The organism is Rhodoglobus aureus, assembly GCF_039527955.1.
In the GTDB taxonomy this organism is placed as follows: domain Bacteria; phylum Actinomycetota; class Actinomycetes; order Actinomycetales; family Microbacteriaceae; genus Rhodoglobus; species Rhodoglobus aureus.
The window spans coordinates 99,176-112,373 of sequence record NZ_BAAAKW010000030.1; the positions used below are offsets into that span (position 1 = coordinate 99,176).

Genomic DNA, 13,198 nt, shown 5'->3' on the forward strand with positions numbered 1-13,198 from the left:
CCCCCGACGAATATGAGCCTCAGAACTCTTTCAGCGCTATCGGATCTCCGTGGAAAGCGCGTCATCGTCCGATGTGATTTGAATGTCCCGCTTAAGGACGGCCAGATTACCGACGACGGTCGAATTCGCGCTTCGCTACCGACCCTCAACGCTCTCATCAACGAGGGTGCACGAGTTGTTATCGTGTCGCACCTCGGTCGTCCCGACGGGGAACCGGATTCGCAGTACAGCCTTGAGCCGGTCGCTCAGCGTCTCTCGGAACTTCTCGGCAAGGCAGTCGTCTTTGCCAAGGACACCGTGGGACACGCTGCCGAGCAAGCTGTTGCGGAGCTCGATGAGTGTGGCGTAGCGCTGCTTGAGAATCTGAGATTCAACTCGGGTGAAACCTCCAAGTCAGAGACGGAACGCGAAGAGTTTGCTGGCAAGCTCGCTCGCTTCGGCGACGCGTTCGTCTCTGACGGTTTTGGGGTTGTGCATCGCAAGCAAGCAAGTGTTTTCGAGCTTGCCAAGATCTTGCCGAGTGCCGCTGGATTGCTCATCGAGACCGAACTTGATGTTCTCGAGCGCCTGACGGTGACCCCTGAACGGCCATACACGGTTGTCTTGGGCGGCTCAAAGGTGTCTGACAAGCTCGACGTCATCGGCTCGCTTCTTCCACGCGTGGATTCGCTCCTCGTCGGCGGAGGGATGCTCTTTACCTTCTTAGCTGCACAGGGCCACAAAGTCGGCGCAAGTCTGCTTGAGGCAGATCAACTGGAGACAGTAACGAAGTATCTCGCGCAAGCGAAGGAACTCGGCGTCGAGATCATTCTCCCGACGGATGTCGTCGTAGCCGCGTCGTTCGGGCCTGACGCGGCTCATACGGTGACTGCCGCAGACGAGATCGAGAACACCGAATTCGGCTCGAATGGCATTGGCCTCGACATCGGCCCCGAAACGGCTCTTCGATTCGCAGAAGTTGTTCGAGCATCCAAGACGGTGTTCTGGAACGGTCCGATGGGTGTATTCGAGTTCCCAGCATTCGCAGCAGGAACCCACGCAATAGCGGAAGCCCTGACGAAGACTGAGGGCTTTGGAGTGGTCGGTGGAGGCGACTCCGCTGCGGCTGTTCGTGCACTAGGTTTTGACGACGACCAGTTTGGTCACATTTCTACGGGTGGTGGAGCGAGCCTCGAGTTCCTCGAAGGCAAGCCGCTTCCTGGACTGGAGGTACTTGGATGGCAAAGCTAAAGCGTGTTCCCCTGATCGCGGGCAATTGGAAGATGAATCTTGACCATCTTCAGTCGATCGCGTTCGTACAAAAGCTAGCGTGGACTCTGAAAGATGCTAATCACGACTTCGGTGTCGATGGCGCCGAAGTCGCTGTGTTCCCGCCCTTCACCGACCTGCGTTCTGTTCAGACGCTCATCGCAGCAGACAAGCTTGACGTCCGTTTCGGTGGCCAAGACCTTTCTGAGCACGAGTCGGGTGCGTACACAGGCGAGATCTCGGGTGCGTTTCTCTCGTCGCTCGACTGCCGCTACGTTTTGGTCGGTCACTCTGAGCGTCGCACGATGCACGGAGAAACCGATGAGCAGCTCTCACGCAAGGTCTCCGCTGCCCTGACGCACGGCCTCGTTCCGGTTCTCTGCGTAGGCGAGACTGCCGATGACCTCGAGCAGCACGGTCCCAGCGCTGTACCTGTTGCTCAGCTCAAAGCTGGGCTGGTTGGAATCTCGGGCTCGCCTGAGATCGTTGTCGCCTATGAGCCTGTATGGGCAATCGGTTCCGGCAAGGCCGCAACCCCTGAGCAAGCTGAGCAAGTTGCTGCTCGACTCCGCGAAACCCTCGCAGAAGTCCTGGGCGACGATGTCGCCGCAGCGACTCGAATTCTTTACGGCGGTTCGGTTAAGTCGGCGAACATTGCTAGCTTGATGCGGGAGCCCAACATTGATGGCGCTCTCGTCGGCGGTGCAAGCCTCGATGTCGCCGAATTCGCAAGCATTTCGCGCTTCTCCAAGCACGTCGGCACGTAGACGTTATACTGTTCGAGGCCTGTACGGCCTGTTCGAAAGGTTCTTTGTGGAAATTCTCCAAGTTGTGTTGCAAGTATTGCTCGGGCTAACGAGCTTGCTGCTCACACTTCTTATCCTGCTCCACCGCGGTCGCGGTGGAGGTCTCTCCGATATGTTCGGTGGGGGAGTAACATCCAACCTCGGCGCATCGGGAGTTGCCGAACGCAACTTGAACCGCATTACGGTGATCCTCGGAATCGTGTGGATCAGCTGCATCGTTGTCCTCGGTCTCATCACCAAGTTCAACGGCGCGTAAGAACCTTCAGCCTCACGAAACAAGGGAACATAGTGGCATCAGGCGGTAGTGCAATTCGCGGATCGCGCGTTGGCGCGGGTCCCATGGGTGAACAAGATCGTGGCTTCCATGCCGAGCGCATTCAGGTTTCATACTGGGATGCTCTAGGCAATGAGACGGTGCGCTCGTTTGCGGCAAACCTTCCAGACGAAGACGTCCCCGAGACGATTGATTGTCCGTCGTCTGGGCTTCCTGCTGGCCGTGACAAGGAAAATCCTCCTTTGGTGGCAAAACTCGCGCCATACAAGACGCATCTCGCCTATGTGAAAGAGCGCCGCAGCGACGACGAAGCAACTGAGTTGCTAGACGAAGCACTCCTTCAACTGCGCACTCGTCGCGGAACAGTAAGTTCCTAGCCAACGCGCGAAGTTGCTGACAGCCTCGAAAGACTGCTCACAGACTTAAAGTGATGGGCCCCAACCGAATCGGGTAGGGCCCATCACTTGGTTAACGCGACTAATGTTCGTCGGTCGAGTCCGCGCTCGTCCAGAACTCACCTGGATCGATCAGGGAGTCGGGAACTTGTGCAGCAGCATCCGAGTCCACAAAGAACAATGTCTTGCGGCGACCCTCAAGGCCGGCAGCTGGTACTTCGTTGTAGCTGGCTCCAGCGAGAGTCAGGCCTAGTGCTGATGCCTTGTCGCTCCCGGCAACCACAGCCCAAATGCGCACGGAAGAGTTGATCACTCTCAGGGTCAAGCTGAGTCGCTCGTTCGGCGGCTTGGGGGAGTTGCGAACGGCAATCACCGTGCGCTCTGTCTCGCGGATACCTTCGCGTTCCGGGAAGAGCGATGCAATGTGCCCGTCTGGGCCCACCCCAAGGAAAACGATGTCAAAGTTGGGGTATTTACCCGAGCGTGCGGCATGGTTTGCCAACTCTTGCGAGTAGGCCTCTGCCGCGTCATCCAAGCTCACACCGGCGTCTGAGGCGGCGTAGGGGTGAACGCGTGCGGCGTCAACCGAAACGTGGTCGAGCAGCGCCTTTCGCGCTTGCACATCGTTGCGTTCAGGGTCTCCTGCAGGCAACCACCGCTCATCGCCCCACCAGAAGTTGACGAGCGACCAATCCACTGCATCGCGCTTGGGGGAACCGTTGATTGCTTCGAGCACTGCCTGGCCCATCGTGCCACCGGTGAGCACGACAGTCGCCTCATCGAATTCAGCAATGATGTGGGGAACTTTGGAGAGAAAACGCTTGGCTACGGCCTTGGCTAGCTCTGGCTTCGTTGAATGGACAATTGCACGCCGCTCATTACTCACTAGTTCTTCGCCTTCGTCGAGGTGTCGATCTCAACACCGGTGATTTCGCTCACTCCGCGACGGACCACGTCACCAAAGAGGCTGTCAGGATCGAGACGCCGCAGCTCCTCCGCCAGGCAGTCACGCAGGTTGCGACGTGGCAGCGAGATGTCGTGAACAGGCTGATCTGGCTGCGTGAGGGTTGCGATGCTCACAATGTTGCGCTCGAGCGTGATGGTACCTGATTTGCGTTCCATGATGACCGCGTGGATACCAGAGGGCACTGGCGAACGGTCAGCCACCTCAAGAGACACTTTTAGCTCGAGTTGCATTTGCAGCCATGCCGCTAGGAGCATCGTCGACGGCGAATCGGCCGCGCCACTAACGGTGACGGCAGTGATCGGCTCGAATGGTGGCTGATCAAGCACTGCCGCGAGTTGCGCGCGCCACAGGGTGAGCCTTGTCCAGGCAAAGTCGGTGTCGCCCGGAACGTAGGTTTTGCACATGCGGTGCATGGCGTCCAGGGGGTTGGCATTGGAGGCGGCATCGGTGATGCGACGCTGAGCTATTCGGCCTAGAGGAGACTCTGAGGCACTGGCAGGCGCCTCACCGGGCCACCAGGCGACGACTGGCGCATCAGGCAACAACAACCCGGTGACGAGACTCTCTTGGTCGAGAGCGGCGTCTCCATGCGCGGTGACGACGATAACCTCGCTCGCGCCGGCATCGCCGCCGACGCGAATCTGTGCATCTACGCGCGATTCTTCCTCGCTGTCGGCTGCTGTACCGCTGGTCGATACCACCAGCACACGCATGGGGTGCTCACGAGATGCGTCATTTGCGGCCTGGATCGCCTCTTCTTCATTGCCAAATTCTGTAGCGATGATGAGAGTCAGCACGCGACCGAGCGCAACGGCGCCGCCTTCCTCGCGGATGCGGACAAGCGCCTTTGAAATCTTGGCTGTGGTGGTGTTCGGCAGATCTACGATCATGGTCGTCTCCAAACTCGTCCGTCGCGCGCCATGAGATCATCGGCAGACTTCGGTCCCCAAGTTCCAGGCCGATACTGCTCGGGTGCTCCCTGCGTTTCCCAGAACTCCTCGATGGGATCGAGAATCTTCCAGCTCAGTTCGACTTCTTCGTGGCGAGGAAACAGGGGAGGATCGCCGAGCAATACATCCAAGATAAGGCGCTCATAGGCTTCCGGGCTTGCCTCAGTGAATGCGTGGCCGTATCCAAAGTCCATGGTGACATCCCGAACGTGCATCTCGGCGCCGGGAACTTTTGAACCGAACCGGATTGTGACGCCCTCATCGGGCTGGACTCGAATAACGAGCGCGTTCTGGCCGAGCGCAGACGTCCGGCTCTCTTCGAAGAGATATTGTGGAGCTCGCTTGAAGACGACAGCGATCTCCGTGACGCGACGACCGAGGCGCTTTCCAGCACGAAGATAGAACGGGACTCCGGCCCAGCGACGGGTGCCGATGTCGAGCCGAATCGCGGCATAGGTTTCCGTCATCGATTCTGGATTCATTCCGTCTTCGTCAAGGAAACCAGCAACCTTTTCGCCACCTTGCCAGCCACCTGCGTACTGCCCACGTGCGGTGTGCTCCGAGAGATTAGAAGGAAGTCGGACCGCTGAAAGAACTTTTTCCTTCTCGGCGCGCAGGTCAGCGGCATCGAAGGATACTGGCTCCTCCATTGCGGTCAGGGCGAGAAGTTGCAGGAGGTGATTCTGGATGACGTCCCGAGCAGCACCGATGCCGTCGTAGTAGCCGGCGCGGCCACCAACCCCGATGTCTTCAGCCATCGTGATCTGCACATGATCGACGTGGTTTGAGTTCCAGAGAGGTTCGTAGAGCTGATTGGCGAAACGCAGCGCCAGAATATTCTGAACGGTCTCTTTGCCGAGGTAATGGTCGATACGAAAAACGCTGTCTGGCGGGAAAACGGATTCCACGACATCGTTGAGTTCGCGGGCGGTCTTCAGGTCGCTACCGAATGGCTTTTCAATTACGACACGGCTCCACTGGCCATCCCGCTGTTCGGCTAGTCCAGAACTGCGAAGTTGTTCGGTAACCTGCGGGAAAGACTTCGGTGGAATCGACAGATAGAACGCATGGTTACCCATGGTTCCGCGTTCCCGGTCGAGGCCCTCCAGCGTTGTCTTGAGCCGTTCAAATGCTGAAGCGTCATCGAACTCGCCCTGCACAAAACGAATTCCCTGTGCAAGTTGCTTCCACACATCCTCATCAAAAGGGGTGCGCGCGTACTGTTTTACAGCATCGTGAACCACCTTTTCGAAATCCTGATCCTCCCAGTCACGTCGGGCGAACCCGACGAGAGCAAAGCCAGGGGGAAGCAGACCCCGATTGGCGAGGTCGTACACAGCCGGCATCAACTTCTTGCGCGACAGGTCGCCTGTGACACCAAAAATAACCAGAGCGCTTGGACCCGCAATGCGGTTAAGCCTGCGGTCAGAACTCAACCGCAACGGGTTAAACTCGGCGCTGATTTCAACGGGGGACATGCTTCTCCTCTGTGTGCAGCACGAAAATGCGGCTGCTATCCGATCGCGTCGAGCAACAGCGGCAGCGAAACCTTGGGATTCGTGACCGTCAGGCTCAATACAGGTCGACCGTGCGCAGCAAGTACGCTGGCGTCGCCCGCAGCCTGCGCGCGGATGAACTGTCCGAAAGTGAATGGACGGTCAGGGATCTGCAAATCGGTCTCTTCGACCGTGATGATCTGAAGGAAGACACCAACAGCAGGTCCGCCCTTGTGGAACTGTCCGGTGGAGTGCAAGAACCGTGGACCCCACCCGAAGGTAACAGGACGCTTAGCTCGCGCTGCGGCGCGCTCACGGATCTCAGCCAACCCTGGGTACGCGATGCGATCGGCATACGCCTGAATTGCCACATATCCATCGTCATCTAGGTAGGAAAGAAGTGAGGAGATAACCCCGGCAAGGTCGCTGCTATCGGCCACGACATCGTCAGTGCCACGAACTTCGATGTCGCCAACCGTGAAGGCGGGGGCCGTTGGCGGAACCGGATTGTCGATAAGTTCTCGAGCGGCGATCTTGGCCGCTTCAACATCTGGCTGGTCAAACGGGTTGATCCCGAGAATACGACCGGCAACCACCGTTGCGTACTCCCAGAGGAGCAGTTGTCCGCCAAGCGAACCCGCAATCTCGATTTCCCCTTCAATGACCTCTTTCGTCTCGTCCCAGTCACGAACCAAACGAACAATTTGCAGGTCGTCAAGCCCTTCAGCGATCTCGGGGGAGTCTGTTTTCAGTACTACCGGAAGGAGTCCTTTTCCCAGTTTGCCCGTTGACTCGGCAATAAGTTGTTCTGCCCAGTCGCCGAAGCCGAGGATGTGGGTGCCGTCAGCGACAATGCCAAGCTTGTCTTTGAGCGGGTCGGTACCCGCGATTGCGGCGCCCAAGATCAGCCCGGGATTGTGGCGCTCATCAACCGCGAGCTCCACCATGACGGCCTCTGCCTCATCGAGGAGCTCGTTGAGGTCGACGCCTGCGAGTCCAGACGGAACAAGACCGAATGCGGTTAGCGCGGAGTAGCGGCCACCGACGTTGGGATCTGCGTTGAATACGCGGTACCCAGCTTCACGAGCGGCGGCATCCATCGGCGAACCTGGATCCGTGACAATAATTATTCGTTCACGCGGGTCGATCCCGGCATCCGTGAAGTACTTCTCGTAAATGCGCTTCTGAGAGTCAGTCTCAAGGGTTGAGCCAGACTTCGACGAAATGACAACCGCAGTAGTCGCTAGGCGATCGCCAAGAGCGCTGAGCACCTGCGCGGGATCGGTGGAGTCGAGAACAGTGAGCTCGACACCATAGGTGCGCGTGATCACTTCTGGGGCGAGTGAAGAACCGCCCATTCCACCGAGAACAAAGTGATTGATTCCATCAGCGCGAAGTTTGTCGCGAAGTGCGTAGATGTCGTCAACGAGCGGGCGACCAACGGAAACTGCCTCAACCCAACCCAGTCGCTTGGCCGACTCTTCTTCGGCCTCTTGGCCCCACAGCGTTGCATCTCCACCGGTTATGCGGCTGGCAACCAGATCGTTGACGAGCTGCGGAACAAGGCGCTCTGCGGCGCGAGCCGCAGCACCAGAGACGGCGAGTTTGACACTCATTTTGCTGCCTCGAGAGCTGCCGAAACTGTGTCGAGCAATTCGTTCCACGAGACGATGAACTTCTCTACGCCCTCCTTTTCAAGGAGCTCAGTGACCTCGTCGTACGAGATGCCCAGAGCAGTCAATGCGTCAAGAGTGATGTTCGCAGCGTCGTAGTTAGCGGTGACCTGTTCGCCGGTGATTACACCGTGATCGAAAGTCGCTTCGAGGGTCTTCTCCGGCATGGTGTTTACTGTCTCGTCGACCGCGAGCTCTGTGACGTACAGAGTGTCTGGCAGGCTCGGGTCTTTCACACCGGTCGATGCCCACAGCGGGCGCTGCTTGTTGGCGCCGGCGGCAATCAGTGCCAGAGCGCGCTCGGTTGAGAAAGCTGCATCGTACAACTGGTACGCGAGGCGAGCGTTTGCAACGCCGGCCTTGCTCTTGAGCGCCTTGGCGTCGTCAGTGCCGATCGCGTCAAGACGCTTGTCAATCTCTGTGTCGACACGCGACACAAAGAACGAAGCGACCGAGTGGATCTTCGAAAGGTCGTGGCCTGCGGCCTTCGCCTTCTCAAGTCCGGCCAGGTACGCCTCGATAACGTCGCGGTGGCGAGCGAGGCTGAAAATGAGGGTGACGTTGACGCTGATTCCCGCAGCAATCGTCTCAGTAATCGCCTCAAGTCCCTCAACCGTCGCGGGGATCTTGATCATTGCGTTCTCGCGGCCAACCTTTGCCCACAACTGCTGTGCCTGAGCAATGGTGCCTGCGGCATCGTGCGCGAGCCCAGGCTCAACCTCAATCGACACCCGGCCATCACGGCCGCCAGTCGCATCGTAGACGGGGCGGAAAATGTCGCTAGCGGCAGCAACATCGTCGGTAGTGATCTCGAATACTGCTTCAGTAACTGTCTTACCTTCAGCGGCAAGAGCGGCAACCTGCTCGTCGTATGCCTCGCCCTTGGCCAACGCCGAAGCGAAGATCGTTGGGTTAGTCGTTACGCCTACGATATTGCGCGACTCGATAAGCGACTCAAGGCCGCCCGAGTTGATGCGCTCGCGCGACAGATCGTCAAGCCAGATGCTCACTCCGAGATTGGAGAGTGCGGTGGTGGGGGTTTCGTTAGTCATTATTGTCTCCTTTTTCGGAATGCCTAGACGGCATCCAAAGAATCGCGTGCTGCGGCCACTACGGCCTCGGTGGTGATGCCAAACTCACGGAACAGAGTTTTGTAGTCAGCTGATGCGCCAAAGTGATCGATCGAGATGCTGCGACCTGCGTCGCCGACATACTCGCGCCATCCAGTGGCGACTCCGGCTTCGACCGATACGCGTGCACGCACAGTAGAAGGCAATACCGACTCGCGGTATTCCGCTGACTGCTCGGCGAACCATTCGAGGCTCGGTGCCGAAACAACGCGTGCGTTGATGCCGTCGGCCTTGAGGGTCTCGCGTGCTTCGACAGCAAGCTGAACTTCAGAGCCGGTGGCGATCAGGATGACGTCTGGAGTTCCGTTAGGTGCCTCCGCAAGCACATATGCGCCACGAGCAACGTTGGATGCCGAAGCGAAGGTCTCACCGCTGGCGTCGCCCTCACCGCGCTCAAATACCGGAATATTCTGGCGGGTAAGTGCGATACCAGCTGGGCCGTTGCGGCGCTCAAGGATCGTCTTCCATGCCCACGCCGTCTCGTTTGCATCGGCGGGACGCACAACATCGAGACCCGGGATCATGCGCAGGCTCGCGAGTTGTTCAATCGGCTGGTGGGTGGGACCGTCTTCGCCAAGCGCGATCGAGTCATGAGTCCACACGAAGATCGACGGAACGGCCATGAGCGCAGCCAATCGCACTGCTGGGCGCATGTAGTCGCTGAAGATCAGGAACGTACCGCCGAATGCGCGGGTGTTACCGTGCAAGACGATTCCGTTGATGATCGCGCCCATTGCGTGTTCGCGGATGCCGAAGTGCAGCACGCGGCCGTACTCGTTTCCTTTCCACTCTCCAGTGGAGTGCTCGCTCGGGATGAACGACTTTCCCCCGGCGATAGTGGTGAGGTTTGACTCTGCGAGGTCTGACGAGCCGCCCCACAGCTCTGGCATTACCGCCCCAAGAGCGCCGAGCACCTTGCCGCTTGCTGCGCGAGTCGATACGTCTTTGCCAGCTTCGAACTGGGGGAGTGCCTCGCTTATTCCTTCCGGAAGCTCGCCGGCAAGAACTCGGTTGAGCAGCTTTTTGCGCTCAGGATTTGCCCTGGCCCATTTGTCAAAGGTTTCGGTCCAGTCAGCACGCTCTTGCTTGCCGCGCTCGACAGCCAGACGCGTGTGAGCAATCACGTCATCGTCAACGACAAAGCTCTTCTCGGGGTCGAAGCCCAGTGCCTTCTTGGTGCCGGCAAGCTCCTCTGCGCCGAGGGCCGATCCGTGGATCTTTCCCGTGTTCTGCTTACTGGGCGCAGGCCACCCAATGATGGTGCGCAGGATGATCAAGGATGGCTGATCGGTGACGGCTTTGGCCGCTTCGATCGCGGCATTGAGGGCTTCGACGTCTTCGACGTATTCGCCAGTCTTCTTCCAGTCAACAACCTGAACGTGCCAGTTGTAGGCCTCGTATCGCATGTTCACGTCTTCGGTGAAGGCGATATTGGTATCGTCTTCGATCGAAATCTGGTTGCTGTCATAAATAGCAATGAGGTTGCCAAGCTTCTGGTGACCCGCGAGCGACGACGCTTCAGAAGATACGCCCTCTTGCAGGTCGCCGTCTCCGGCGATGACGTAGACGAAGTGATCGAAGGGGCTTTGCCCTGCTTCGGTCTCGGGGTCGAAGAGTCCGCGCTCAAAACGAGCGGCGTAAGCGAAACCGACTGACGATGCAATGCCCTGGCCGAGGGGACCAGTCGTGATCTCGACGCCCTTGGTGTGGCCATACTCGGGGTGACCTGGTGTGAGCGAGCCCCAGGTGCGAAGCGCCTTGAGGTCATCGAGCTCGAGGCCGTAGCCTCCGAGGTAGAGTTGAACGTACTGAGTAAGCGAGCTGTGACCGACCGAGAGGATAAAACGGTCGCGTCCCAACCATTGATCATCGCTTGGATCGCGACGCATCACCTTCTGAAAGAGCAAATAGGCGGCAGGCGCCAAACTCATCGCGGTACCGGGATGCCCGTTACCTACCTTCTCAACAGCATCAGCCGCAAGAATTCGAGCGGTATCTACCGCTTTGTTGTCGATGTGATCCCATTGAAAAGCTGCCACGAGAATAATGACCCTTCTGCAAGCGAAGTGCCTGACCGCGAACGATCGGGGCACATGAACAGCCCGCCACGCGACATCATTGGCTCGCTCAGTGGATTGACCCAGCTGCGTAAACGCGGTGCGTGGGCGTGGCCACCGAGAGGCGGGCAACCCAAGTATAGGGAACCGAGCAGGTGAACGCCGCCTTGCTACGTTCACGGTCAGCGCAATTTCTCCAGCGGCTTAGAATCGTAGGTATGGATGTCACTCTAGAAGCCCGAACGCAGCACGAACGCATCGGCATCCTCCGTAAGACTCTTGCCTATGTGGCGCTCACGAAGCCGCGGGTGATCGAACTCTTGCTCGTGACGACTGTGCCGGTCATGGTGCTTGCCGCAAACGGCATCCCGAACCTGTGGCTTGTACTAGCGACTCTCGTTGGCGGAATTCTCAGTGCATCGTCAGCAAACGCATTCAACTGCTACATCGACCGCGATATTGATCGGGTGATGGCCCGGACTAAGAACCGTCCACTGGTCACGGGGGAGTTGACCGACAGGGAAGCACTCGTGTTCGCGTGGGTCACGGGCGTCGGCTCCGTTGTGTGGCTTGGAGTGCTGACGAACTGGCTCGCCGCAGGCTTGTCACTGTTCGCGATTCTCTTCTATGTTTTCGTATACACACTGCTGCTGAAGCGCCGCACGCCGCAGAACATTATCTGGGGCGGAATCGCAGGCTGCATGCCGGTTCTCATCGGATGGGCAGCTGTTACTGGCGATCTGTCGTGGGCGTCACTCGTGCTCTTCGCCGTCGTATTTCTTTGGACGCCCCCGCACTATTGGCCGTTGTCAATGAAGTACCGGGCCGAGTATCAGTCGGTCGGCGTGCCGATGCTCGCAGTAGTGCGCGGCCGCGCTGCTGTCGGACTTCAGGTCATCCTGTATGCGTGGGCAACGGTGGTCTGCTCATTGCTTCTCGTGCCGGTAGCCGACATGGGCATCGTCTACACGGTGGTTGCTGCCGGCAGTGGTGCGTGGTTCATTGTCGAGTCGCACCGCCTGTACTCAACGGCGATTCGCCACGGCGAGGTTAAGGCCATGCGCGTCTTCCACAGCTCGATCAGTTACCTGACACTCGTGTTTCTCGCAGTGGGTATCGACCCGCTGCTTCCGTTCTAAGATCATCTCGGTAACTAGCGGGTAGCCAACGCTGCGTCAGGGGTGATCGATTCATCCTGCTGAGCCGAAGTCGAACGCAGCGACAGCACGACAACGGTCATCATCGCTGCAATTCCGCAGGCAATGATCATGTGGCTGCCAACCAACACAATCGGCAGACCACTCCGGGACTGAATAATGCCAATGAGCGCTTGAATAGCCTCAAGAGCCAGCAGCAGTACGGCAAAATCCATGATGCGGCGATGGCCGTTAATGGCGAGCACGATCACGAGCAGCAGTGTCGAGGCAATGAGTGCGTACCCTGGCCAGCTATGAACGTGCTGCAGGATGCTGGCATCTAGGCCATTGCGTGCGGAGCCGTCATCGCCAGCGTGCGGACCAGCCCCTGTAGTAAGGATTCCGGCGATCACGGTCACGGCGACGAGCAAACTGGTGACGTGCGTGAGAATCGCGATCGGGCGCGACACGGTCACCTGCTCGCCTCGGGGTCCCACCCACACCCGGTAAACGAGCGCGGCGCTTACCGCGACGAGAATTGTCGAGATTGCAAAATGTACGCCGACGACGCTCGGGTCGAGCTGAACACGCACGGAGAGACCACCAATTAGCCCCTGAAGCACAGTGCCGCCGAGGATGACGAGCGCCAGAGTCATCAGGTCTCGGCGTTCACGCCGAAGACGGATGAGCATCAGCACCATCAGAATTGCGACAAACCCCACGACGATCGACAACAAGCGGTTGCCGAATTCGATCGCGCCGTGCAAACCCATCTCAGGGGTTGCAATGAGCGAAGCGTCTGTACACAGTGGCCAGGTCGGGCATCCGAGGCCTGAACCGGTGAGACGAACTGCTCCGCCGGTGGCGACGATGAGAATCTGAATCACGAGAGAAGTCACTGCAAAAAAACGCACACGCGTGCTTACAGACTGGGGCAATCGTGCGATGACGGCATTCACGGCCGTACCTCCTGTTATTTCGGGCTTCTGCCTGTAGAATGGATTGCGTTCAGGAACACAGCCCACGCCGGGAAGTCAATGATGACAGCGAGGTAATGCCTTGCTTG

12 protein-coding genes are annotated in these 13,198 nt (G+C 58.5%); 5 read left to right on the plus strand and 7 right to left on the minus strand.

The annotated features are described in order from the left end of the window. Nucleotides 1-12: 12 nt before the first annotated feature. Genes ABD112_RS08720 through ABD112_RS08735 form a run of 4 tightly spaced genes read left to right on the plus strand, consistent with a single transcriptional unit; the run spans nt 13 to nt 2,705 of the window. Entirely contained in the window at nt 13-1,230 is a 1,218-nt protein-coding gene (locus ABD112_RS08720) for a phosphoglycerate kinase (protein WP_343925042.1), read from the plus strand. After that, nucleotides 1,218-2,015 carry a triose-phosphate isomerase gene (gene tpiA, locus ABD112_RS08725; protein ID WP_343925044.1) on the plus strand — a complete coding sequence of 266 codons (798 nt, stop codon included), beginning with the start codon at nt 1,218-1,220 and terminating at the stop codon, nt 2,013-2,015. Before ABD112_RS08720 ends, tpiA begins: the two co-directional genes overlap by 13 nt. A gap of 46 nt (nt 2,016-2,061) precedes the next feature. Next, nucleotides 2,062-2,310, plus strand: coding sequence for a preprotein translocase subunit SecG (gene secG / locus ABD112_RS08730; protein WP_343925046.1), 249 nt, complete (start codon nt 2,062-2,064; stop codon nt 2,308-2,310). 32 nt (nt 2,311-2,342) lie between these two features. Next, nucleotides 2,343-2,705: an RNA polymerase-binding protein RbpA gene (locus ABD112_RS08735; protein ID WP_343925047.1), complete on the plus strand. Its 363-nt coding sequence runs from the start codon at nt 2,343-2,345 to the stop codon at nt 2,703-2,705. Nucleotides 2,706-2,805: 100 nt separating this feature from the next. Here the strand turns inward: ABD112_RS08735 and pgl are convergent, their stop codons facing one another. The 6 genes from pgl to tkt are packed head-to-tail and all read right to left on the minus strand — an operon-like array spanning nt 2,806 to nt 10,978. Beyond that, nucleotides 2,806-3,609, minus strand: coding sequence for a 6-phosphogluconolactonase (gene pgl / locus ABD112_RS08740; RefSeq protein ID WP_343925048.1), 804 nt, complete (start codon nt 3,607-3,609; stop codon nt 2,806-2,808). Further along, a complete protein-coding gene (locus ABD112_RS08745) occupies nt 3,609-4,580 on the minus strand; it encodes a glucose-6-phosphate dehydrogenase assembly protein OpcA (protein ID WP_343925050.1) in 972 nt (323 codons plus the stop codon). The genes pgl and ABD112_RS08745 overlap by 1 nt, the downstream gene beginning before the upstream one ends. Next, complete coding sequence (gene zwf, locus ABD112_RS08750) at nt 4,577-6,118, minus strand: glucose-6-phosphate dehydrogenase (RefSeq protein ID WP_343925052.1); 1,542 nt, start codon at nt 6,116-6,118, stop codon at nt 4,577-4,579. Before zwf ends, ABD112_RS08745 begins: the two co-directional genes overlap by 4 nt. 35 nt (nt 6,119-6,153) lie before the next feature. Further along, complete coding sequence (locus tag ABD112_RS08755) at nt 6,154-7,752, minus strand: glucose-6-phosphate isomerase (protein WP_343925054.1); 1,599 nt, start codon at nt 7,750-7,752, stop codon at nt 6,154-6,156. Continuing rightward, a complete protein-coding gene (gene tal / locus ABD112_RS08760; protein ID WP_343925056.1) occupies nt 7,749-8,861 on the minus strand; it encodes a transaldolase in 1,113 nt (370 codons plus the stop codon). The genes ABD112_RS08755 and tal overlap by 4 nt, the downstream gene beginning before the upstream one ends. A gap of 23 nt (nt 8,862-8,884) precedes the next feature. Beyond that, a complete protein-coding gene (gene tkt / locus ABD112_RS08765; RefSeq protein WP_343925058.1) occupies nt 8,885-10,978 on the minus strand; it encodes a transketolase in 2,094 nt (697 codons plus the stop codon). Between the two features lie 236 nt (nt 10,979-11,214). On the opposite strand from tkt, the gene ABD112_RS08770 reads away from it, so the two are divergent. Then, nucleotides 11,215-12,135 (plus strand): heme o synthase, encoded by a 921-nt coding sequence (locus tag ABD112_RS08770; RefSeq protein WP_343925060.1) that lies wholly within the window; start codon nt 11,215-11,217, stop codon nt 12,133-12,135. A 14-nt stretch (nt 12,136-12,149) separates the two neighbouring features. Here ABD112_RS08770 and ABD112_RS08775 read toward each other — a convergent pair whose 3' ends face one another. Next, entirely contained in the window at nt 12,150-13,091 is a 942-nt protein-coding gene (locus ABD112_RS08775) for a COX15/CtaA family protein (protein WP_343925061.1), read from the minus strand. Between the last annotated feature and the right edge of the window lie 107 nt (nt 13,092-13,198).

Coding starts and splice junctions, on each gene's coding strand:
- tal (WP_343925056.1), bottom strand. CDS start 8,861: ATGACTAACGAAACCCCCACCACCGCACTCTCCAATCTCGGAGTGAGC.
- ABD112_RS08755 (WP_343925054.1), bottom strand. CDS start 7,752: ATGAGTGTCAAACTCGCCGTCTCTGGTGCTGCGGCTCGCGCCGCAGAG.
- ABD112_RS08720 (WP_343925042.1), top strand. CDS start 13: ATGAGCCTCAGAACTCTTTCAGCGCTATCGGATCTCCGTGGAAAGCGC.
- tpiA (WP_343925044.1), top strand. CDS start 1,218: ATGGCAAAGCTAAAGCGTGTTCCCCTGATCGCGGGCAATTGGAAGATG.
- ABD112_RS08745 (WP_343925050.1), bottom strand. CDS start 4,580: ATGATCGTAGATCTGCCGAACACCACCACAGCCAAGATTTCAAAGGCG.
- ABD112_RS08770 (WP_343925060.1), top strand. CDS start 11,215: ATGGATGTCACTCTAGAAGCCCGAACGCAGCACGAACGCATCGGCATC.
- zwf (WP_343925052.1), bottom strand. CDS start 6,118: ATGTCCCCCGTTGAAATCAGCGCCGAGTTTAACCCGTTGCGGTTGAGT.